The following is a 22,455-nucleotide window of genomic DNA, read 5'->3' on the forward strand; positions in this document are numbered from 1 at the left end:
GCCGACCCCCGAACGGCGCGTCCTACGGCAACCACCGGCCGCCGAAACCCCTGCCCAAGCACCCCGCATCCACGACGCCATGCCGCGCGGCGCATGATCGCGGGACGACGCGCCCGAAAAGGACCACCCCTGAAAAGCAGCCTGAGCGGGAGCGGCCCGGAAGGGAGCCCGGCCCGGAAAGGAGCCCGGCCCGGAAGGGAGCCGGCTGGGCAGCGGCAACCCCCGCCTGCGCGAGACGGCCGGACACCTGACCGGCGCGACGGCCGTACCGCCCCGAACGACCTTAGAAGGAGCGCCCTTGGTGACGGCCGCCCCGCTTGGAGCAACCTCGGCGAGAGCGCCCAGGCCACCCGGGCCCCTGCGACGTCGGCCGGCGCGCTCTCACCACACCCCGGCGCCGCCCCACCGGACGCTCGTCACGGTGAGACGGCACGCACGCAGCCGGCTGGCGGAGAGCACCCTCTCGATGGGCGCCCACCCGTGCCAACGGGAGGGGCCCATCGTGCGCAGCCACAAGAATGGGGTCGTTACCCCCGGTCAGCCGCCGTTCCGCCGGTATTCGGCGAGGAGGGCCTGGCGCTCGGCCTCCGTGGTGGCGAACTTGGTGACGGGGCTCTTCGGGTCGGTGGCCACGAAGTAGAGCCAGTCACCCTTCTCCGGGCTCAGCGCCGCCTCGATCGCGTGATCCCCGGGGTTCGTGATCGGACCGGGCGGCAGACCGTAGTACATGTAGGTGTTGAACTTGTTCTTGCTCTTCGTCTCCTCGATCGTCGCCGCGGTGCCGTACTTGTTCAGCGCGTACATGATCGTGCTGTCCATCTCCAGCTTCATCTGCGGCTTGCGATCGAGCCGGTTGTAGATGACCCGGGCGATCTTCGGCATGTCCTCGGCCCGTCCCGCCTCGGCCTGCACGATGCTCGCGATGATCATGATCTCGTGCGGCGTGTGCCCCAGGGCCTTGGCGCCGCCCGTGAGGTCCACCTTCTCGGCCGTCTGGTTGAACCGGTTGACCATCGCCGCCAGCATCTGCGCCGGAGTGGTCTTCGGCTGGAACTCGTACGTGGCGGGGAAGGCGTAGCCCTCGAGCTTGTTCTTCGCGTAGGACGGCAGGTCGAGCTCGCCCACGTCCTTGGCCGCGGCGGTGAACTCCTTGACGGGCTTGCCGGTCTCCTTGGCGAGCGTCGTCAGGGTGTCGGACAGGCGCAGCCCCTCCTTGACCGTCACCGTGGCGAGCAGCCGGTTCCCGGGGACGAGCTGCGCGACCGCGCCGGCGGCCGACATCCTCTTGCGCAGCTTGTACGAGCCCGGCTGCAGCTTGTCGCTCATGTTCGCGTTGGCGATGGCGTTGGTGAACGCCCTGGCGCTGGCCACGACCCCCTGCCGCTCCAGCTCCAGCGCGACTTCCGACGCGCTCTGGCCATCCTTGATCTCGACGACGACCTCGCCGGTGCCCTGGCCCGTGTAGTCGTCGGGCACGAGCGCGTCGCTGAGCCACAGGTAGCCGTAGTAGCCGCCGCCGCCCAGGATGCCCGCCAGCACGACGAACGCGAGCAGCGGCGCGATGAAGCCGCCCCGGTTGCGGCGCCTGCGCCGCCTGCGGCCGCCGCGTTTGGCGGAGCCTCGTGAGCGCCGGGTGCGACCTTCGTCGTCCTCGGCGCCGAGCAGAGTGTTCAGATCGAGATCGTTCATAGATGCGCTGGCCAATCTCCCGGTTCGGCCCGCCGGTCGTCAAGCGAAACTGCCCAACTGGCTGGGGTCACCGAGCGGAACTGGGGGAACCGCCGGGCACGCTCCCGCAACCGGCGGAGATCACTCTGGGTAGCCATGCTAGAGGAAGGAAAGAGGGCGCGTGCCCCGTTTTGGGGCTTTTGCGCAGGAACAGAGGGGGTCTCGTCGGACATCAGCTCGCCCCGAGGTTCTTGTTCAACTCTTCCCGGTATCTCACGAACTCGCTCTCTTCGTCAGTGAATTTGGTGATTCTATGCGCCGGATCCGTCGTCACAAACCAGTGCCAATCGCCTTCCGCCGGGTTCAATGCCGCCATCAGCGCCTTCTCTCCAGGATTGGCGATCGGCCCCGGCGGCAGTCCCTTATGGCGATAGGTGTTGTAAGGAGAGTCGACCTTGGTGTCGCGCTCCGTCACTCGCAGTGTGCGGCGGTTCTGGGCGTACAGCACGGTGCTGTCGATCTCGAGCGGGGTGTTCTTCTTGAGACGGTTATAGATCACTCTGGCGATCTTGGGGTAGTCCTCGTCGGTCCCGCCCTCGGCCTGGATCATGCTGGCCACCGTAACGGCCTCCAGCGGCGTCAGGTGCACCCGCGCGGCCTGCTCGACCAGGCCCACCTGCCGGGCCGCGGCGCCGAAGCGCTCCACCATGGCCGCCAGCACGTCGACCGCCGAGTCCCCCGGCTCGATCTCGTACGTCGCGGGGAACAGGAACCCTTCGAGCCCCCGGGCGTATTCGGGCAGCCCGACGAGAGCCTTGTCGACGTTCTGCAACTCCTTGAGCGGCAACCCGGCCTTCTGGGCGAGGCGCTGCAGCACCTCGGACGTGCGCATGCCCTCGGGCAGCGTCACCCGGCGCACGACCCTGGATGCGGGGGCGAGCAGCAGGTCGAGTGCCGCGCCCGCCGCCATGCCCTTGCGCAGCCGGTAGTGGCCGGGCCGCAGCCGGTCGGTCACCGCGCGGTCCTCGGTCGCCTTCACGAACGACCGCACGCTCGCCACCACCCCGGCCTCGGCCAGCGCGGAGCCGATGGCCTCCGCACTGGAGCCGGGCGCGATGCGCACCGTCACGGTGCCGTTGCCGGGCCCGTCGAAGTCGTCGGGACTCAAGTACGGTTTGACGACCGTGATCGCCCCCACGCCCAGCGCCACCACGGCGGCCACCAGGCCCGCGGACAGCAGACCGGCCTTGCGCATGGCGCTGTGCCGCCGGGCGGGCAGCGGGATGACCTCCGCCTCCTCGCCGGCCTGCCCCGCCGCGCTCCCTGGCACGGGCTCCGCGGCGGGCTCACCGCTTGGCGTCCCAGCCGCCGGATCGTGGACCTCGCCCGCGTCTCCCGAGCGGAACGGGATCACGTCGCCGACGTCGTCGCCGTCGCCGCGGTCGTCACGGTCGTCGCGATTGTCGTCCTGCGGCCCGCTCATGAGGCAGGTCCGTCGGCCGCTGTTGGCGGTTCGACGGGCCTGCCTGGTGGTCTCTCCGTGGCACGCTCGGAGTCGAGCGCATCCTGCAACAGCACGACCGCGGCCGCCTGGTCGACGACCCCGCGCTGCTTCTTGGCCTTGACGCCGCTGGCCCGCAGGCTCTGCTGCGCCGCCACCGTGGTCAGCCGCTCGTCGAACAACCGCACCGGGGTCGGCGCGAGCCGGGCCGCGAGCTTGACGGCGAACTCGCGCGCCAGCGTCGCCGCCTGCCCCTCGCGGCCGGACAGCGAGGTGGGCAGCCCCACCACGACTTCGATCGCCTCGTGCTCGGCGACGATCGCGGCAATGCGCTCGACGTCGCCCTTGCCGCGTCGTACGGTCTCCACCGGCGTGGCCAGCAGCCCCGAAGGGTCGCTGCGGGCCACGCCGACGCGTACGGAGCCGACATCCACGCCGATCCGTGAACCGAACCTCATGACAGCCGGGCTATCCGGCGATCTGTTCAGCGATGGCCTGCTCGACCAGGCGCAGCGCCTCGCCGATCGCCTCCGGTCGTGTGCCGCCGCCTTGCGCGACATCGTCCTTGCCGCCACCGCCACCCCCAAGAGCCTTGGCGGCGACGCCGACCAGTCTCCCGGCCTTGAGCCCCCGCTCGCGCCCCGCCTCATTGACCGCGGCAACCACCACCGGCCGGTCGGAGGGGGCACCGGCGATCACGACGACCGCCGGCCTGTCGGCCGGGAATCTGCCACGCACATCCAGCGCGAGCTTACGCAGATCATCGGCACCGGTGCCATCAGGCGCGCGGTGTGTCACCACGGCGGCTCCCTGCACGTCACGAGCCTGGGCGGCCAGATCGCCGGCCACCTGGAGCACCTGGGCGGAGCGGACCTTCTCCAGCTCCTTCTCCGCCGTGCGCAGCCGGGTGACGATGCCCTCGATGCGCTCGGGCAGCTCCTCGCGGCGCGCCTTGAGCTGCTCGGTGAGCTGGGCGACCAGCACGCTCTCGCGCGCCAGGAAGCGGAAGGCGTCGATGCCGACGAGCGCCTCGACGCGGCGCACGCCCGCGCCGACCGACTGCTCGCCCAGCACCTTGACCAGGCCGAGCTGGCCGGAGCTGTGGACGTGGGTGCCGCCGCACAGCTCGCGCGAGTAGTCGCCGATCTCGACCACGCGGACCTCGTCGCCGTACTTCTCGCCGAACATCGCCAGCGCGCCCATCGCCCTGGCCTCCGCCTGGGAGGTGTAGAAGGCGTTGACCTTGAGGTCGTTGATGAGCACGGCGTTGACCTCGTCCTCGACGTCGCGCAGCACGCTCTGCGGCACCGCGCCCGCCGCGGTGAAGTCGAAGCGGAAGCGGCCGGGGGAGTTTTCCGAGCCCGCCTGCGCCGCGGTCTCGCCGAGCGCGTTCTTGAAGCCGCGGTGGACGAGGTGGGTGGCGCTGTGGCTGCGCGAGATCGCGCGGCGGCGCTCCAGGTCGATCTCCGCCTGCGCCTCGTCGCCGACCTTCAGCTCGCCGGCGCGGATCTTGCCGCGGTGCACGACGAGGCCCGCGATCGGCGACTGCACGTCGACGATCTCGACCTCGGCGCCGCTGGTGCGGATCACGCCCTGGTCGGCGAGCTGGCCGCCGCCCTCGGCGTAGAACGGGGTGCGCCCGAGCACGATCTCCACGGTCGTGCCCGCGCCGGCCGACGGGACGGGGACGCCGTCCACGAGGACGCCGACGATGCTCGTGTCGGCCTCGGTCTGGTCGTAGCCGAGGAACTCGACCTTGCCGGCCGCCTCCAGCAGCTGCCCGAACACCGAGATGTCGGCGTTGCCGGTCTTCTTCGCCGCCGCGTCGGCCTTGGCCGCCTGCTTCTGCTCCTTCATCAGGCGGCGGAAGCCCTCTTCGTCGACCTTGAGCCCGTGCTCGGCCGCCATCTCCAGCGTCAGGTCGATCGGGAAGCCGTAGGTGTCGTGCAGCTTGAACGCCTGGTCGCCCGGGATCGTGGCGCCGGACTTGCGCTTGGTCTCCTCCACCGCCACGTCGAAGATCGCGGTGCCGGTGCGGAGCGTACCGAGGAAGCTCGCCTCCTCCGCGTCGATGATCCCGTGGATCTGCGGCGCGTCGGTCTTGAGCTCGGGGTACTGCTCGCCCATGACGTTGATGGCGACGTCGGTCAGCTCGTGCATGTAGCGCTCGTCGCCGGAGCCGAGCAGCCGCAGGTTGCGTACGGACCTGCGCAGGATGCGGCGCAGGACGTAGCCGCGGCCCTCGTTGCCGGGCAGGACGCCGTCGGCGACCAGCATCGTGCCGGTGCGGACGTGGTCGGCGATCACCCGCAGGCTGACGTCGGCGCGGTGGTCGCGCCCGTAGCGGGTCTTGGTGAGCTCGGCCGCCCGGTCGAGGATCTTGTAGGTGGTGTCGATCTCGTAGAGGTTGTCGACGCCCTGCAGGATCGTCGCCATGCGCTCGAGGCCCATGCCGGTGTCGATGTTCTTCGCCGGCAGCTCGCCCGCCACGTCGAAGTCGACCTTGGTGCGGACCTGGCTGAGCTGGTACTGCATGAAGACGAGGTTCCACACCTCGAGGTAGCGGTCCTCGTCGGCGACGGGGCCGCCCTCCTTGCCGTATTCGGCCCCGCGGTCGTAGTAGATCTCCGAGCAGGGGCCGCCGGGGCCTGCCACGCCCATGTGCCAGTAGTTGTCCTCCAGGCCGCGGCGCTGGATCCGCTCTTCGGGCACGCCGACGCGGTTGCGCCAGATGTCGTACGCCTCGTCGTCGTCGTGGTAGACGGTCGCCCAGAGCCGGTCCTCGGGGAAACCGAAGCCGCCGTCGGACTCGGAGCGGGTGAGCAGCTCCCACGCGAACGGGATCACTTCGGCCTTGAAGTAGTCGCCGAAGGAGAAGTTGCCGAGCATCTGGAAGAACGTGGCGTGCCGCGTGGTCTTGCCGACCTCTTCGATGTCGGGGGTGCGCACACACTTCTGCGCGGTGGCCAGCCGGGACGCCGGAGGCTTGCGCTGCCCCAGGAAGTACGGCTTGAACGGCACCATACCGGCAGGAACCAGGAGTAGCGTGGGGTCCTCAGCGATCAGGCTGGCCGAGGGCACTACCTTGTGCCCACGCTCCTCGAAGAAGCGCAGGAAGCGGCGGGCGATCTCTGCCGACTCCATGGTGGCCATCCTTTACGTTTTGGTTGTCATCGATTGCTGTCATCAGGGTTGTCGAGCCCGAAGCGGGTCCGCAACTCTGTTTCGCGCTCGGCGGCCTCGCCGAACACGTCAGAGGTAAAGTCTCTCACCCGCCGGAGCATGCCCGCGGCGCCCTCGGCGGTCCTGCGGGCCACGTGGTCGGGGTGCAGCGCCTGCAGCCTGCGCATCACCCAGAAGGCCAGGAACGCGCCGAGCGACAGGTAGAACAGCCGCCTGATCATCGCGGCCGCCGCTGCGCCGGTCGCGGCACGGGCCTGCGCGTCCGGCGGGACTCGATGGCGCGGCGCACGCCGTAGCCGAGCGACGACACCTTGATCAGCGGCCCGGTGAAGATCGTCTGCGTCACCGCGCTGAGCTTGGCCGCGTGCCCGCTGACCTGCTTGACGTCCTTGGCGATGGCCTCGACCGCGATCAGCTGCCTGTTGGTCTCGTTGATCGTCACGCTCACGTCGTCGAGCAGCGGCGTCAGGCGGTTGTTGAGGTCCGAGACCGCCTTGGTGGTCTCGGTGAGCAGCCTGGCGAGCTTGACGAGCACCATGGCGAGAACGCAGACCAGGACTATCCAGCCCGTGGCGGCGATCAGCCCGGCGACCTCTCCAGCGGTAAGCATCCGCTCATCTCCCTCGTAAGCTGGGCCGGAACGGCAAGACCCTATCGCGTCCAGGTGACAACCTCAGTGAGGACGGCTGGCTCGGCCCGGCCGCCGCGCCGGATCCCGGCACTTCCATGACCCTGCGCCCGAGCCGCGCGACCGGCTCCGATCTCCGGCTTGACCAGCCTTTACCGTGTCCGGCGACGGCTCCGCGGCGGCTCGGGCGGCGCCTCGCGCCAAGCCGGGCGAGCCGGGGTCACGTCCCTCGGAGAAAGTCGCGGATCTTGGCCCAGCGGCCGGCCACCGGGGCCTCGGCGCCGTGCCGGGTCGGCTCGTAGTAGCGCCGCTCGCGCACCTGCTCGGGCGCGTAGTTCTGGCGGACCAGGCCGTGCTCGAAGTCGTGCGGATATTTGTACCCGTCACCGTGGCCGAGCTTGGCCGCCCCCGGGTAGTGGGCGTCGCGCAGATGGCCGGGCACCTGCCCGATCAGCCCGCGCCGCACGTCGCCGATCGCCGCCCCGATGGCCTTGACCACCGCGTTGGACTTGGGCGCCATGGCGCAGTGGATGACGGCGTGCGCCAGGTTGATCTGCCCCTCGGGCAGCCCGATGAGCTGCACCGCCTGCGCCGCGGCCACGGCGGTCTGCAGGCACGTGGGATCGGCCATGCCGACGTCCTCCGAGGCGAAGATGACGATGCGGCGGGCGATGAAGCGCGGGTCCTCACCCGCCTCGATCATGCGGGCCAGGTAGTGCAGGGCCGCGTCGGCGTCGGATCCGCGCATGGACTTGATGAACGCGCTGATCACGTCGTAGTGCTGGTCGCCCTGCCGGTCGTAGCGGACGGCCGCCTTGTCGACGGCCTTCTCGACCACTTCGACGGTGATGCTGGGAACGAGCTCCCCCGGGGACGCCTCTTCCTCCCCTTCCTGAGGGGATCCGGAGGGCCCTTCCTGGGGGGATCCGGCAGGCGCGCCCTTCACGGGCTCGGTCAGGAGCGCGGCCGCCTCCAGGTACGTCAGCGACCTGCGCGCGTCGCCGCCCGCCAGGCGTACCAGATGCTCCAGGGCCTCGGGCGCGAGCGTGACACGGCCGCCCAGGCCGCGCGGGTCGGTCACGGCCCGCTCCAGCACCGCGCGCACGTCGTCGTCGGACAGGGACTCCAGCGTGAGCAGCAGCGAGCGCGACAGCAGCGGCGAGATCACCGAGAAGAACGGGTTTTCGGTAGTGGCTCCGATGAACGTCACCCAGCGGTTCTCCACCGCGGGCAGCAGGGCGTCCTGCTGGGCCTTGTTGAAGCGGTGCACCTCGTCGACGAACAGCACGGTCTGCCGGCCGCTCATGCCCAGCTCGCGCCGGGCGTTGTCGATGGCCGCGCGTACGTCCTTGACGCCCGCGGACACGGCCGAGACCTCGACGAAGCGGCGTTTGGTGACGTTGGAGACCACGTAGGCGAGGGTGGTCTTGCCGGTGCCCGGCGGCCCCCAGAGGAACAGCGACATCGGAGCCTCGCTCTCGACCAGCCGCCGCAGTGGCGTGCCGGGGCCGAGCAGGTGCCGCTGGCCGATCACCTCGTCGAGGTTGCGCGGGCGCATCCGCACCGCGAGGGGCTGCGGGGTGGCCTCCTCAGCCGCCGAATCGAACAGGCTATCCACAACGCGAGATTACACGGTGGGACAGGCCGGAGCGTCCCGCACGCCCGCACCCGCGGCCGGCCCCAGCGTCCCGCGCTCCAGCACCCGTGGCAGGTCCCAGCAGCCCGCGCACCAGCACGCACGGCAGGCCCCAGCGGCCCGCACGCGTGCACTCGCACCAGGCCCCGGGTGTTCCGGCGGAGCGGGCTACGAGCCCCAGACGGCTCTCGCGCCGGAGTCGCCCGCCTGGAAGACGAAGTAGCCCGCCACCCCGGCCAGGACCAGCGTCAGCGCCGACAGGCCCAGCGTCACCGGCCGGCCGAAGCGGTCGCCGCCGACCGAGTCGCGGGCGGGGTGGGTGGCGTACACGAGCAGCAGCGCCGCCACCGCGAGCCCGAGCACCGACAGCAGCAGCGGGTTGGCGAAGCTCTGGTGGGTGGAGATCCGGGCTCCGAGCTCGCCGTCCGCCGTGGCGAAGCGGGCCGACTTGAGGCTCTCGCCGCTCTCCTTGGCGGCGAAGACCGCCGCGGGCGCGGCCAGGGAGAGCAGCACCACCGCCCACGTGACGTGCGTACGCCAGCGCGGCAGCAGCGCGTACGCCGCCGCGATGACGACGAGCAACGGGGTCAGCACCACGGCGAAGTGAATGATCAGGGGATGGGCCGGCAGGCCCAGGATCTGGTCGAACATGAGGCGCTCCTTAGTGCTCATTTCAACTACGCATCCCAGCACGATATGGTTCGCGATCACTTGTGCCACAGGGACGGCTTTGGTCACTTACGTCCGGCACATATCGATGGCCGGTAGCATTCGGCGAGTTGTTTGGTCATGTGTCGGCAAAATGAAGGAGACAAGCGGTGAGCGGCGACGACCGCCAGAGCGACCTGGCGCGGGAGCACAAGGAGCGGCAGGAGAAGCGCGCAGCCGATCAGACCGCCAAGGCAAGGCGGAACACCTTCATCGGCGCGGGCGTGGCCGTGGTCGTGGTCGCGGGCGGCATCTTCGCCGCGACCACCTTGGTCAACAACGACAAGACGGATCCGGCGGCGGCAGCCAGCTCCCCCTCCGCCTCGGCTTCGGCCTCACCGTCGCCCACCGGGCCGACGGAGCTGCCGACCACCGCCGCGCCGAGGAAGGCGAGCGAGATCTCTTGCAAGTACAAGCGTGACGATTCGGTACCGAACAAGTACGTGGGCCTGCCGGGCAAGCGGCCCAACCTGAAGCTCTCGACGATGACCGTGAGCACCAACCACGGCGACATCGTCATCGAGGTCGACCCGAACGCCACCCCGTGCTCGGTCAACTCGATGTCGTTCCTGTCGAAGAAGCACTTCTACGACAACACCAAGTGCCACCGGCTCGTGACTCCCGAGACGGCCGGCATCTTCCTGTTGCAGTGCGGCGACCCGCAGGCCAAGGCCGACGGCAAGAACCCGACGGACGGCCAGGGCACGGCGGGTTACGTGTTCGGCGACGAGGCCGCGGGGACCATCCCCTACACCAGGGGCGTGGTGTTCCTGACCCAGCCCCTCGACGCGGCCGGGCAGAACAGCAGCCAGTTCGCCATCTCGCTGTCGGACGAGAACGTGCAGCTGGAGCCGAACTACTCGGTGCTCGGCATGGTCACGTCCGGCTTGGAGATCATCGAGAAGGTCGCCAAGGACGGCCTGCTCACCAACCCGGACGACATCACCGGGGACGGCGGCTCCACCGCGCCGAAGAACCCGATCATCATCAAGCGCGTCACGCTCAAGTAGCGGCCACGCCGAAACGGCAGGCACCCGAGCGGGTGCCTGCCGTTTCACGTTGTACGGGCCGGATCTCCCGACCTGAGCGAGTCCCGGCCGGCCAGCCGGCCGGGACGGCGGCGTTACACCTCGGCCTTCGGCTTGGCGTCGACGCCTGCCTCCTTGCGCTGCTCGGTCGTGATCGGCGTGGGCGCGGCGGTGAGCGGGTCAAAGCCGGAGGCCGTCTTCGGGAACGCGATCACGTCACGGATCGAGTCGCCGCCGGACAGCAGCATGCAGATCCGGTCCCAGCCGTAGGCGATGCCTCCGTGCGGCGGAGGGCCGTACTTGAACGCCTCCAGCAGGAAGCCGAACTTGCTCTCCGCCTCCTCCTTGGAGATGCCGAGCACGTCGAACACGCGCTGCTGCATCTCGGCGCGGTGGATACGGATCGAGCCGCCGCCGATCTCCATGCCGTTGCAGACCATGTCGTAGGCGTAGGCCAGGGCCTCGCCCGGGTGGTCCTGGAAGTTGTCGGCCCATTCGGGCTTGGGCCCGGTGAACGGGTGGTGCACGGCCGTCCAGCCGCCTTCCCCGTCCTCCTCGAACATGGGCGCGTCCACGACCCACAGAAACGACCACTGCGACTCGTCGATCAGCCCGCAGCGGCGGCCGATCTCCAGCCGGGCCGCGCCGAGCAGGTCGCGCGAGGCGCTCCTCGCCCCTGCCGCGAAGAAGACCGCGTCGCCCGGCTCGGCGCCGACCTTGGCGGCGAGCCCGGAGATCTCCTCCTCCGACAGGTTCTTCGCGACGGGGCCGCCGAGCGTGCCGTCCTCCTGCACGAGCACGTAGGCCAGGCCCTTGGCACCGCGCGAGCGGGCCCACTCCTGCCAGCCGTCGAGCTCCTTGCGGGTCTGCGAGGCGCCGCCCGGCATGACCACGGCGCCGACGTAGTCGGCCTGGAAGACGCGGAAGGTGGTGTCGGCGAAGTAGCTGGTCATCTCGACCAGCTCCTGGCCGAAGCGCAGGTCCGGCTTGTCGGAGCCGTAGCGGGCCATCGCGTCGGCGTACGTCATGCGCGGCAGCGGCGTCGGGATCTCGTAGCCGGCGATCTCCCGCCACAGCCGGCCGATCAGCTTCTCGCCGACCTCGATGACGTCCTCCTGGTCCACGAAGGACATCTCGACGTCGATCTGGGTGAACTCCGGCTGCCGGTCGGCCCGCAGGTCCTCGTCGCGGTAGCACTTGGCGAGCTGGTAGTAGCGCTCCAGGCCGGCCACCTGCAGGAGCTGCTTGAACAGCTGCGGCGACTGCGGGAGCGCGTACCAGTTGCCCGGCTGCAGGCGTACGGGCACCAGGAAGTCGCGGGCGCCCTCGGGCGTCGAGCGGGTCAGCGTCGGCGTCTCGACGTAGACGAAGCCCAGCTCGTGCATGACCTCGTTGGCCAGGTAGGTGGCCTTGGAGCGGGTACGCATGGCGTTGGCCACCTGCTGGCGGCGGATGTCGAGATAGCGGTATTTGAGGCGGGCCTCCTCCGAGACGCCCACGTTGCCCTCGATGGGGAACGGCAGCGGCGCGGACTCGCTCAGCACCTCGACGCGCTCGGCGACGACCTCGATGGCCCCGGTGGGCAGGTCGGGGTTCGCGTTGCCCTCGGGGCGCACCCTGATGTCGCCGACGACCCGCACGCAGTATTCGGCGCGCAGGTCGTGGGCGTGGTCCTCCTCGCGGAAGACCACCTGCGCCGAGCCGGAGGCGTCACGCAGGTCGATGAAGACCACGCCGCCATGGTCACGGCGGCGGGCCACCCATCCTGCGAGCGTCACCTGCTGCCCGGCGTGCTCCTCGCGGAGCGACCCGGCCGTATGCGTGCGGATCACTGCACTTTCCCCTTCAAGACGTCTACGACCTGGGCCAGAGGCACCTCGGTCTGCTCAGCGGTGGTCAGGTCTTTCACTTGCACGGCTTCGGCCGCGAGGTCACGCTCGCCCAGGATCAGCGCGTACGCGGCTCCCGAGCGGTCGGCGCCCTTCATCGCGCCCTTGAGCCCCTTGCCGCCGAAGGCCATGTCGGCGCTGACGCCCGCCTCGCGCAGCTCGCTGATGAGCAGGAACATCCGGCGGCGGGCGTCGTCACCCAGCGGGACACCGTACACCTGGAGGCGCGACTCCGTGCTCTCGTCGAGCAACCCCTCGGCCTCCATGGCCAGGAACGTGCGGTCGACGCCGAGCGCCCACCCGACGCTGGGCAGCGGCGGGCCGCCGAGCATCTCGCTGAGCCCGTCGTAGCGGCCGCCGCCGCCGACGGCGGACTGCGAGCCGAGACCGTCGTGCACGAACTCGAACGTGGTGCGGGTGTAGTAGTCGAGCCCGCGCACCAGGCGCGGGTCGTCCTCGAAGGCCACGCCGGAGGCGCTCAGCAGGCTGCGGACCTCCTCGTGGTAGGCATTGCACGCCGCGCACAGGTGGTCGACGACCAGGGGCGCTCCGTCGAGCTGGGCGCGCACTTCCGGCCGCTTGTCGTCGAGCACCCGCAACGGGTTGATGTCGATCCGCGCCCTGGTGTCCTCGTCGAGGTCGAGCCCGCGCAGGAACTCCTGCAGCGCCGCGCGGTAGGCGGGCCGGCAGGTCTTGTCGCCCAGCGAGTTGATCAGCAGCCGGACGCCCTTGAGGCCGACCGTGGCGAAGCCGTGGGCGGCGAGCACGATCAGCTCGGCGTCGAGCGCCGGGTCCTCCGAGCCGAGGGCCTCCGCGCCGACCTGCCAGAAGTGGCGGTAGCGGCCCTTCTGGGAACGCTCGTAGCGGAACTGGCTCCCGGAGTACCAGAGCTTTACCGGGAGCTGGCCGTTGTGCAGGTTGTGCTGCAGCACCGCGCGCACGACCGAGGCCGTGCCCTCGGGGCGCAGCGTCAGGGAGCGGCCCGCTTTGTCGGGGAAGGTGTACATCTCCTTGGAGACGATGTCGGTCGACTCACCTACGCCCCTGGCGAACAACTGTGTGTCTTCGAAGACAGGCGTCTCGATGTAGCCGTATCCCGCGCGGCGCAGGGGCGCGACCAGCGCCTCGCGTACGGCCAGAACCCGCTCGGAGCGGGGAGGCAGCCAGTCGAAGGTGCCTTTCGGTGCTTGGAAGCTCATTAGATCCCTCGTGTGGGACCGGCGTGCGGCGCCGCCTCTTTCAAGTATGGGTTGGTTGCGCGCTCGCGGCCGATCGTGGTCTGTGGGCCGTGACCCGGCAGGACGACCGTATCGTCAGGCAGCGGCAGGCACTTGGTAGCCAGGCTGCGCAGGATCGTCGGATAGTCGCCCCCCGGAAGGTCGGTGCGTCCGATGGAGCCGGCGAACAACAGGTCGCCCGAGAAGAGAATCTCGTCGCCGGGCAGCCGGAAACTCACCGACCCCCTCGTATGGCCAGGCGTGTGATCGACCACGAGCTCCAGGCCGGCGAGCTGGAGCACGGCTCCGTCGGACAGCTCGCGCACGTCGTCGGGCTCGCTCAGCGTCAGGCCGGCGAACATCGAGGCGCTGGTGCCGGACCAGCCCGCGCCCGGGTCGCTCAGCAGGTGGCGGTCGTCGGGGTGGATCCACGCGGGCACGTCACGCGCGCCGCAGACCGGGGCGACCGACCAGACGTGGTCGAGGTGCCCGTGGGTGAGCAGGACCGCGACCGGCTTGAGCCGATGCTCGCGCAGCAGCTCGTCGACCCCGTCCGTGGCGTCCTGACCTGGGTCGACGATCACGCATTCCTCGCCGGCGGCAGGCGCGACGACATAGCAATTAGTCTGGAAGGCCCCTGCGGGGAAGCCGGCGATGAGCATCTGCCTCAGGTGATCTCGTCGAAAAGCCAATGGGAATGTAACCGAAGGGTACCGGTGCGGGTCGCCGGGCTGCGAATCATTACCCGTTGGCCGATACGATTCGCCCACCTCAGTTGATTGACTATGGGAGGCAAAGCGGTGGCCACGGGGAAGGACCGGCAGAAGCAGCTGGCTCGCGAGCACCACGAGCGGCAGATGCAGCGCCGCATCGAGCGCGAGCAGAAGGCCAAGCGCACGGCGATCATCGGCTCCACCGTGGGCGTTGTGATCGTGGTCGGCGGCATCGTGGCCGCGGTCGCGTTGCTGGGCGGGGGCAACCCGCAGACGGAAGCGGCCGCGTCGCCCACGGCGTCCGCCCAGGAGAGCGCCACGGCCGCGCCCGCGGCGGCGCCGAAGCCGTACGACGCGAAGACCGGCACCTGCGACTACGTCAAGGACACGGCGGGCGGCCAGATCAAGGACGTCGGCCTGCCGCCGAAGGAGGTCAAGACGACGCCGGCCAAGAAGACGATGACGTTCAAGACGAACCAGGGCGACATCGTGGTCGAGCTCGACAACGCCAAGGCGCCGTGCACCACGAACTCTCTGGTGCACCTGGCGCAGAAGAAGTACTACGACGGCAGCAAGTGCCACCGGCTCGGCAGCGAGAAGTTCCCGATGCTGCAGTGCGGCGACCCGACGGCCAAGGCCGACGGCAAGAGCCAGGACGGCTCGGGCGGCCCCGGCTACGTGATGGCCGAGGAGAACCTTCAGGGCGCCACGTACAAGCGCGGCGTGATGGCGATGGCCAAGACCTCGGCGCCCGGGAGCACCGGAAGCCAGTTCTTCCTCGTATACGGAGACATCGGGCTCACCCCGGATTACACGCCGGTGGGTACGATCACCAAGGGTCTCGACATCCTGGACAAGGTCAACAAAGCAGGCGTCATCGCCGACATGGGAGACGGGACTGGGGCACCGAAGCAAACCGTCGAAATCAAAGACGTGACAATCGCCGGCAAGAGCTGACGTAATACAAACTAGGGACGAAGTAGTCCCGAAGGGTCTGATGGATAGTGCGGGAGGACACGGTGAGCACCGACCCGTGGGGCCGGGTAGACGACGACGGCACCGTCTACGTGCGTACGGCTGAGGGAGAACGGGCCGTCGGCTCCTGGCAGGCCGGTGAACCCGAAGAGGCACTGGCCTACTTCCATCGCAAATACGACGAGCTGGCCGGCCAGGTGCAGCTGCTCGAGCAGCGTCTCAAGGGCACCGACCTGGCTCCGGCACAGGCCGAGGCGAACATCGCCAAGCTGCGCGAGTCCGTCGCCGACGCCCACGCCGTCGGTGACCTGGCCGCGCTGACGGCCCGGCTCGACGGCCTGACGGAGCTGGTCGGCCAGCGCCGCGAGGAGGTCAAGGCGGCGCGCGAGCAGGCGCGCGCGGAGGCCAGGACGGTCAAGGAGCGCATCGTCGCCGAGGCCGAGCGCATCGCCGAGGAGACCACCCACTGGAAGTCGGGTGGTGAGCGGCTTCGCCAGCTCGTCGAGGAGTGGAAGGCCGCCGACCGCATCGACAGGGTCACCGAGGCGGCGCTGTGGAAGCGGCTGTCGGCCGCCCGCACGGCGTTCGCCAAGCGGCGCAAGCACTACTTCGCCGGGCTCGACGAGCAGCGTGAGGGCGTTCGCTCCGCCAAGGAGCGCATCGTCGCCGAGGCCGAGGCCATCGCCGACTCCACCGACTGGGGCGCGACGGCGGCGATCTACCGCGAGCTGATGCAGCAGTGGAAGAGCGCCGGCCGGGCTTCGCGCGAGGCCGAGGACGAGCTGTGGGCGCGCTTCAAGGGCGCCCAGGACCAGTTCTTCCAGGCCCGTTCCGCGGTGTTCGCCGAGCGGGACGCCTCGCTGGCCGCCAACGCGGAGATCAAGGAGGAGCTGCTGGCCGAGGCCGAGAAGATCCTCCCCGTCACCGACGTGCGCACGGCCCGCGGGGCGCTGCGGCACATCCTGGAGCGGTGGGAGGCCGCCGGTCCCGTGCCGCGCGAGCAGCGCGACCGGCTCGAGGGCGGGCTGCGCAAGGTGGACGAGGCCGTGCGCAAGGCCGAGGACGCCGAGTGGAAGCGCTCCAACCCCGAGGCCAGAGCCCGTGCGCAGAGCACGGTCGACCAGCTCCGCACTTCGATCGAGCAGCTGGAGAAGCGGCTGGCCAAGGCGCAGACCGCCGGGCGGGCCAAGGACGTCAAGGAGGCCGAGGAGGCCCTGATCGCCCGCCGTTCCTGGCTTGAGGAGGCCGAGCGCACGCTCACCGAGTTCAGCTGAGTCCGGTGGGAGGGCCCCGGACGGGCCTCTCACCGGGCACGGGCCTTCGCCCTTCCGCGCGCCCCGCCGTCCAGCAGGGCCGTCGAACAGGGCCGTCGAACAGGGCCGTCGAACACGGTCGCCGAATCGGGCGGCGCGCGACGGCGCCTGAGATCTAGGCTGTCGGACATGGATCCCGTCAGCGACGCGCGTGCCCTCGTCGAGGAGATGTTCCCTGGCGCCCTGTACGCCTTCGTCGGCGGCAGCGTGCTCACCGAGCGCCGCACCAGCACTTCCGACCTCGACGTCGTGGTGGTGCTCGACGGCTTGACCACCCCCTACCGCGAGTCCCTGCGCTGGCGCGATTGGCCGGTCGAGCTGTTCGTGCACAGCGAGAGCAGCCTGGAAGCCTATCTCGACGAGGACTTCGGCCGGCGGCAGCCCAGCCTGGCCCGCATGTGCGCCGAGGGCGCGGTGCTGGCCGACAGGACGGGCGGGCGGGCCAGCGACCTGCAGAGCGCGCTGGGCGAGCGGCTGTCCGCCGGCCCCGTCGACATCAGCGACACGCAGGTCGAACGCGCCCGATACGCCGTGTCGGACCTCCTGGACGACCTGTCGGGGGCGACCGATCCGGGCGAGCAGGCGTTCATCCGCTGGGGGCTGGTCCAGGACACCGCCCGCCTGGCACTCAGCGTGGGGCGCAGGTGGCACGGGAGCGGCAAGTGGCTGCTGCGGGAGCTGCGCGCCTACGACCCGCTGCTCGCCGACGAGCTGCTCTCCGCCCGTGAGGATCCCGTACGCCTGGCCGCCGTCGCCTCGGACGTGCTGGAGCGGGCGGGAGGGCGCCTCTGGGAGGGTTACCGGGCCGAGGGCGACCCCTTTCACCAGCCGCTGCGTCACATCGCCGCTGGGGAGCTCTCAGGCGATACGGCGCAGAGCTCCGGCATGCGGCGGCTGGCCGCGATCAGCGGCGACACGGCCGGGTCCGCGCGGCTCTGGATGGGCCAGACGCACGTCTCCCCCGCCACCCGCTCGTCGGACCATCACCACGGGGCGTCCGAGACGGCGATCTACGTGGTCAGCGGCACGCCGTCGTTCGTGTTCCTGGAGGAGGACCGGGAGGTGCGCATCGACGCGAAGCCCGGCGACTACGTCTTCGTGCCGCCGTACGTGCCGCACCGCGAGGAGAATCCCGACCCGGCGCAGGAGGCCGTCGTGGTGATCGCGCGCAGCACCCAGGAGGCCATCGTGGTCAACCTGCCGAGCCTTCGGGGACGCTGATCCGACGCGACGTGACCGAAGAACGTCTCCGGGCGGTCTTTACGGGCGGGTCCCGCTCCGAGCGGGACTCCCGCAGTCCCGCTGTGGACGAGACCTCGCAGCCCCGCTCACGCGAAAGCCTCGTAAGCCACCTCACGCGGGCTCCCGCAGTCCCGCTCGGACAGGACCCCGCAGGCCCGCTCACCCGGGCTCCCGCAGCTCCCGCTCGGACTGAACCCCGCAGACCCGCTCACGCGGGCTCCCGCAGTCCCGCTCGGACTGAACCCCGCAGACCCACTCACGCGGAACCCAGGAGTTCCGCTTGGACGGGGACCTCTGGGGTGCGGTGAGCAGCGCACGCGGCGAGCGGGGTTCGGGACAAGACCGTGGAGCGGCCTGGCCGGCGGCTCAGTCGGTCAGCTGCCGGCGCCGCTCACCCGGTAGACGTCGAAGACGCCCTGGATGCTGCGCACGGCCTTCAGCACGTGCCCCAGGTGCTTCGGGTCCCCCATCTCGAAGGTGAACTTGCTGACCGCCACCCGGTCCCGTGACGTCGTGACGGAAGCGCTCAGGATGTTCACGTGCTGATCGGACAGCGTACGGGTGACGTCGGAGAGCAGGCGCGGCCGGTCGAGCGCCTCCACCTGGATGGCCACCAGGAACACGCTGTCGTCGCTGGGCGACCAGCTCACCTCGACCAGCCGGTCCGGCTGCGTCTTGAGCTGCTGCACGTTGGTGCAGTCGCCCCGGTGCACGGAGACGCCGTGCCCGCGGGTGACGAATCCGACGATCTCGTCGCCGGGCACGGGGGTGCAGCATTTCGAGAGGCGTACCCACACGTCGGCGTCGCCGGCCACGACCACGCCCGCGCCGCCACCTCCGCGGGGACGGCCGCGCAGCCGGGTCGGCAGCGACGTCTCGGCGATGTCCTCCTCGGCGCTGTCGACGCCGCCGATCGAGGCCACCAGCTTCTGCACGACGGCCTGGGCGGCGACGTGCCCCTCCCCCACGGCCGCGTAAAGAGCGGACACGTCGGGATAGCGCAGGTCGCGGGCCAGCGCGAGCAGCGCCTCGCCGGACATCAGCCGTTGCAGCGGCAGCCCCTGCTTGCGCATGGCGCGGCCGATGGCCTCCTTGCCCGCCTCGATCGCGGTCTCGCGGCGCTCCTTGGAGAACCACTGCCGGATCTTGTTGCGGGCCCGGCCCGACTTGACGAACTTCAGCCAGTCGCGCGACGGCCCGGCGTCGGGCGACTTGGAGGTGAAGATCTCCACCGTGTCACCGTTGCCGAGCCGGGACTCCAGCGGCACCAGGCGCCCGTTGACCCGCGCGCCGATGCAGCGGTGGCCCACCTCCGTGTGCACGGCGTAGGCGAAGTCGACCGGCGTGGCCCCCTCGGGCAGGGCGATGACCTGCCCCTTCGGGGTGAACACGTAGACCTCGGAGACCGACAGGTCGAAGCGCAGCGACTCGAGGAACTCGCCCGGGTCGGAGGTCTCCTTCTGCCAGTCGAGAAGCTGGCGCAGCCAGGCCATGTCGCTGCCCGGCTTGACCTTGCCCGTGGGGCCGGGGGCGCCGACCTCCTCTTTGTACTTCCAGTGGGCGGCCACGCCGTATTCGGCCCTGTGGTGCATCCCGTGGGTGCGGATCTGCAGCTCCACCGGCTTGCCCTCGGGACCGATCACCGTCGTGTGCAGCGACTGGTACATGTTGAACTTGGGCATCGCGATGTAGTCCTTGAACCGCCCGGGCACCGGATTCCACCGCGCGTGGATGGTGCCGAGCGCCGCGTAGCAGTCGCGCACGCTGTCGACGAGGACGCGGATGCCCACCAGGTCGTAGATGTCGTCGAACGCCACGTCGCGGGCGATCATCTTCTGGTAGACGGAGTAGTAGTGCTTGGGCCGGCCCTTGACCACCGCGCGGATCTTCGCCTCGCGCAGGTCGCCGGAGACCTTCTCGATGACCTCTTGCAGGAACAGGTCCCTGCGCGGCGCCCGCTCCGACACCATGCGCGCGATCTCGTCGTAACGCTTGGGGTAGAGCATCGCGAAGGCGAGGTCTTCGAGCTCCCACTTGATCGTGTTCATGCCCAGGCGGTGGGCCAGCGGGGCGAAGATCTCCAGCGTCTCGCGCGACTTCTGGTGGCGCTTGTGCTCGGGGAGGTAGCGCATGGTGCGCATGTTGTGGAGCCGGTCGGCCAGCTTGATGATCAGCACACGGATGTCGCGGGACATCGCCACGACCATCTTGCGCACGGTCTCGGCCTGCGCGGCGTCGCCGAACTTGACCTTGTCGAGCTTCGTCACCCCGTCGACCAGGGATGCGATCGTGTCGCCGAAGTCACCACGCAGCTCGTCGAGGCTGTAGGCGGTGTCCTCCACCGTGTCGTGCAGCAGCGCCGCGCACAACGTCTCGTCGTCGGTGCCGAGCTCGGCCAGGATCGTCGCCACGGCCAGCGGGTGGGTGATGTACGGGTCGCCGGACTTCCGCTTCTGGTCGCGGTGGTGGTAGGCGGCGACGTCGTAGGCGCGCTCGATCAGGCGCAGGTCGGCCTTGGGGTGGGTGGCCCGAACCGTGCGGAACAACGGCTCCAGCACCGGATTCATGGCCCCACCCCCAAAACGCCTTCGGCGCACCGCTGGAACGCCTGCCGCCTCGGCATTGCCGGAGTCGGTTACGTCGGGCGCGACCACATCACGGGGCACACAGACTCCTCACGCAATGGCTCCTCACGTTCGAGTCCAGATCCCCCAGTGTATCCAGGTGGCGTACCTGGACCGTAGCGGGCCGGGCTCAGACGATCACGAGGGAGTGCAGCTCCACTCCCGGCAGCCGCTCCCGTCCCTTGAGAAAGGCCAGCTCCATCAGCACGGCGATGCCGACGACCTCGGCTCCGGCCCGCTCCACCAGCTCCACGGTGGCCTTCGCGGTGCCACCGGTGGCCAGCACGTCGTCGACGATGAGAACCCGGTCGCCGGGAGTGAAGGCGTCACGGTGGACCTCGATGGTCGCGGAGCCGTATTCCAGATCGTAGGACTCTTTAAGGGTTTCGGCGGGCAGTTTCCCCTTCTTGCGTACCGGCACGAATCCGGCCGCCGCCCGATATGCCACCGGAGCGGCCAGGATGAACCCGCGTGCCTCGATACCGACGATCTTGTCCACCTGGCTGAGCCCGGCCAACGCGTCCACCACCGCCGCCATCGCGACCGGGTCGGCCAGCAGCGGGGTGATGTCCTTGAACAGCACACCCGGCTTGGGGTAGTCGGGCACGTCCCTGATCCGATCCAGGATCAGCTCCGTCAGCTCACTCATGGGGATTCCCTCGCTTTTCTCCACCGGCCTACTCCGCCGGCCGTCTGCCGCGCTCCATGATGGTGCATTCCAGGCGCCATACGAACCGCACCGCACGAACCACACCGTCGGAAAACCGCATCCCCCGGCCTGCATCGTCCACGGCGCATCGCCCGGTGCGCATCCTCCCGCCCGCATCGTTCGGCGCGCATCCTACGGCCCGCGTCGTCCGGCGGGCACCTCCGGAGGCTGCACCATCCAGGGGCCGCGCCCGGGCCATCCGGGCCACACCGCCACCCGAGACCTCTCAGGCACATTCCTGCGCACTCCAGGACGTCCTGTACGACGCCGGACGCCCTGACCGACCCCATTGCACCACCTGGAGCTCCCGGACGCTCTGAACGCCTCTCACGCCCGCACACGACGACGCCCCCACCCCGGAAGGGTGAGGGCGTCGTCGGATGAAGCTGTGGCTACCGGGTACCCGGCTACCGGCCGCCGGCCGCGGGCTAACCCTTGGCTACGGCCGCGCTTTTGGAGCCTTTCGCCCCTTTGCCGGCCCCCGTGGAGGCGAGCCTCCTGGCGATGGCCTGGTACTTCGGCTCCCGCTCCTTCAGCGTCACCAGCAGCGGCGTGGCCACGCACAGCGACGAGTAGGTGCCGACGATCATGCCCACGAACAGCGCCAGCGACAGGTCCTTGAGCGTGCCCGCGCCCAGCAGCGTGGTGCCGATGAACAGGATCGCCGCCACCGGCAGGATCGCGACCAGCGACGTGTTCAGGGACCGGATCAGCGTGTGGTTGAGCGCGTTGTTGGCCGCCATCGAGTAGGTCTGCTTGGACGTGTGTCCCAGCTTGGCCGTGACCTCCTTGATCATGTCGAACACCACGACCGCGTCGTAGAGCGAATAACCGAGGATGGTCAGGAAGCCCAGCAGCGTCGCGGGCGTGACCTCGAAGCCGGACCAGGCGTAGACGCCGGCCGTGATGACGAGGTCGTGGATGAGCGCGACGATGGCGGCCAGCGCCATCTTCGGCTCGAACGCCATCGACAGGTACAGGATGATCGCCAGCATGAACACGCCCAGGCCTATCCAGGCCTTCTGCGACACCTCACCGCCCCAGGACGCACCGATCGACTGAATGTCGACCTGGTTGGTGGGCACGCTGAAGTCCTTGGCGATGGCGGTCTGCACCTGGTTCATGGTGCTTTCCGAGAGAGTCTCGGTGGTGACCCGCCAGCGGTCGCCGGCCGTCTGCACGATCGGTTGGTGCACGCCCTCGTCCTGGAACGCGGCCCGCACCTGCTCGATGTTGGCCGTCTGCGCCTTGAACGAGAAGACCGAACCGCCGGTGAACTCCACGCCCAGGTTGAGCCCGTTGATCAGCAGACCCGCCAGCGAGATGAGCAGCAGGAAGCCGGACAGGCTGTACCAGAGCTTCCACTTGCCGACGAAGTCGACGTCGATCTCGCCGCGGTAGAGGCGACGCCCCAATCCCAT

At 69.8% G+C, this 22,455-nt stretch carries 18 protein-coding genes; 4 read left to right on the forward strand and 14 right to left on the reverse strand.

Going from position 1 to position 22,455, the window contains the following annotated elements; all coding sequences use genetic code 11:
• Nucleotides 1-537: 537 nt before the first annotated feature.
• The 8 genes from mltG (ETD85_RS36405) to ETD85_RS36440 all read right to left on the reverse strand — a co-directional run bounded on the left by mltG (ETD85_RS36405) (nucleotide 538) and on the right by ETD85_RS36440 (nucleotide 9,267).
• Entirely contained in the window at nucleotides 538-1,689 is a 1,152-nt protein-coding gene (mltG, locus tag ETD85_RS36405; protein ID WP_138694368.1) for an endolytic transglycosylase MltG, read from the reverse strand.
• A 211-nt stretch (nucleotides 1,690-1,900) separates the two neighbouring features.
• Complete coding sequence (gene mltG, locus ETD85_RS36410; RefSeq protein WP_240779656.1) at nucleotides 1,901-3,151, reverse strand: endolytic transglycosylase MltG; 1,251 nt, start codon at nucleotides 3,149-3,151, stop codon at nucleotides 1,901-1,903.
• Complete coding sequence (gene ruvX / locus ETD85_RS36415; protein ID WP_138694369.1) at nucleotides 3,148-3,627, reverse strand: Holliday junction resolvase RuvX; 480 nt, start codon at nucleotides 3,625-3,627, stop codon at nucleotides 3,148-3,150. The genes mltG (ETD85_RS36410) and ruvX overlap by 4 nt, the downstream gene beginning before the upstream one ends.
• Nucleotides 3,628-3,637: 10 nt before the next feature.
• The gene (gene alaS / locus ETD85_RS36420) at nucleotides 3,638-6,313 is read right to left on the reverse strand and encodes an alanine--tRNA ligase (RefSeq protein ID WP_138694370.1); all 2,676 of its coding nucleotides are present in this window, start codon (nucleotides 6,311-6,313) and stop codon (nucleotides 3,638-3,640) included.
• A gap of 26 nt (nucleotides 6,314-6,339) precedes the next feature.
• Nucleotides 6,340-6,573: a hypothetical protein gene (locus ETD85_RS36425; RefSeq protein ID WP_138694371.1), complete on the reverse strand. Its 234-nt coding sequence runs from the start codon at nucleotides 6,571-6,573 to the stop codon at nucleotides 6,340-6,342.
• On the reverse strand, nucleotides 6,570-6,962 hold the full coding sequence (locus tag ETD85_RS36430; RefSeq protein ID WP_138694372.1) for a DUF948 domain-containing protein: 393 nt from the start codon (nucleotides 6,960-6,962) through the stop codon (nucleotides 6,570-6,572). The genes ETD85_RS36425 and ETD85_RS36430 overlap by 4 nt, the downstream gene beginning before the upstream one ends.
• A 238-nt stretch (nucleotides 6,963-7,200) precedes the next feature.
• Nucleotides 7,201-8,538, reverse strand: coding sequence for a replication-associated recombination protein A (locus ETD85_RS36435; protein WP_379507072.1), 1,338 nt, complete (start codon nucleotides 8,536-8,538; stop codon nucleotides 7,201-7,203).
• A 246-nt stretch (nucleotides 8,539-8,784) separates the two neighbouring features.
• Entirely contained in the window at nucleotides 8,785-9,267 is a 483-nt protein-coding gene (locus ETD85_RS36440) for a DUF2231 domain-containing protein (protein ID WP_138694374.1), read from the reverse strand.
• A gap of 167 nt (nucleotides 9,268-9,434) precedes the next feature.
• Between ETD85_RS36440 and ETD85_RS36445 the strand changes: the two genes are divergently transcribed.
• On the forward strand, nucleotides 9,435-10,334 hold the full coding sequence (locus tag ETD85_RS36445; RefSeq protein ID WP_138694375.1) for a peptidylprolyl isomerase: 900 nt from the start codon (nucleotides 9,435-9,437) through the stop codon (nucleotides 10,332-10,334).
• Nucleotides 10,335-10,447: 113 nt separating this feature from the next.
• Here the strand turns inward: ETD85_RS36445 and aspS are convergent, their stop codons facing one another.
• Genes aspS through ETD85_RS36460 form a run of 3 tightly spaced genes read right to left on the reverse strand, consistent with a single transcriptional unit; the run spans nucleotide 10,448 to nucleotide 14,120 of the window.
• Nucleotides 10,448-12,184 (reverse strand): aspartate--tRNA ligase, encoded by a 1,737-nt coding sequence (gene aspS / locus ETD85_RS36450; protein ID WP_138694376.1) that lies wholly within the window; start codon nucleotides 12,182-12,184, stop codon nucleotides 10,448-10,450.
• Entirely contained in the window at nucleotides 12,181-13,440 is a 1,260-nt protein-coding gene (hisS, locus tag ETD85_RS36455; protein WP_138694377.1) for a histidine--tRNA ligase, read from the reverse strand. The genes aspS and hisS overlap by 4 nt, the downstream gene beginning before the upstream one ends.
• Complete coding sequence (locus ETD85_RS36460) at nucleotides 13,440-14,120, reverse strand: MBL fold metallo-hydrolase (RefSeq protein WP_138694378.1); 681 nt, start codon at nucleotides 14,118-14,120, stop codon at nucleotides 13,440-13,442. The genes hisS and ETD85_RS36460 overlap by 1 nt, the downstream gene beginning before the upstream one ends.
• Nucleotides 14,121-14,258: 138 nt before the next feature.
• On the opposite strand from ETD85_RS36460, the gene ETD85_RS36465 reads away from it, so the two are divergent.
• The 3 genes from ETD85_RS36465 to ETD85_RS66085 all read left to right on the forward strand — a co-directional run bounded on the left by ETD85_RS36465 (nucleotide 14,259) and on the right by ETD85_RS66085 (nucleotide 17,680).
• Entirely contained in the window at nucleotides 14,259-15,128 is an 870-nt protein-coding gene (locus tag ETD85_RS36465) for a peptidylprolyl isomerase (protein ID WP_240779657.1), read from the forward strand.
• A gap of 62 nt (nucleotides 15,129-15,190) precedes the next feature.
• Nucleotides 15,191-16,420, forward strand: coding sequence for a DUF349 domain-containing protein (locus ETD85_RS36470; protein WP_138694380.1), 1,230 nt, complete (start codon nucleotides 15,191-15,193; stop codon nucleotides 16,418-16,420).
• A 168-nt stretch (nucleotides 16,421-16,588) separates the two neighbouring features.
• On the forward strand, nucleotides 16,589-17,680 hold the full coding sequence (locus ETD85_RS66085; protein WP_240779658.1) for a cupin domain-containing protein: 1,092 nt from the start codon (nucleotides 16,589-16,591) through the stop codon (nucleotides 17,678-17,680).
• A 395-nt stretch (nucleotides 17,681-18,075) separates the two neighbouring features.
• On the opposite strand, the gene ETD85_RS36485 is transcribed toward ETD85_RS66085, so the two are convergent.
• The 3 genes from ETD85_RS36485 to secF form a co-directional block, all read right to left on the reverse strand.
• Entirely contained in the window at nucleotides 18,076-20,268 is a 2,193-nt protein-coding gene (locus tag ETD85_RS36485; protein WP_138694381.1) for a RelA/SpoT family protein, read from the reverse strand.
• Between the two features lie 187 nt (nucleotides 20,269-20,455).
• Complete coding sequence (locus tag ETD85_RS36490) at nucleotides 20,456-20,974, reverse strand: adenine phosphoribosyltransferase (protein ID WP_138694382.1); 519 nt, start codon at nucleotides 20,972-20,974, stop codon at nucleotides 20,456-20,458.
• A 488-nt stretch (nucleotides 20,975-21,462) separates the two neighbouring features.
• Nucleotides 21,463-22,455: a protein translocase subunit SecF gene (gene secF / locus ETD85_RS36495; RefSeq protein ID WP_138694383.1), complete on the reverse strand. Its 993-nt coding sequence runs from the start codon at nucleotides 22,453-22,455 to the stop codon at nucleotides 21,463-21,465.

The sequence above is a fragment of the Nonomuraea zeae genome (assembly GCF_005889725.1).
GTDB lineage: Bacteria > Actinomycetota > Actinomycetes > Streptosporangiales > Streptosporangiaceae > Nonomuraea > Nonomuraea zeae.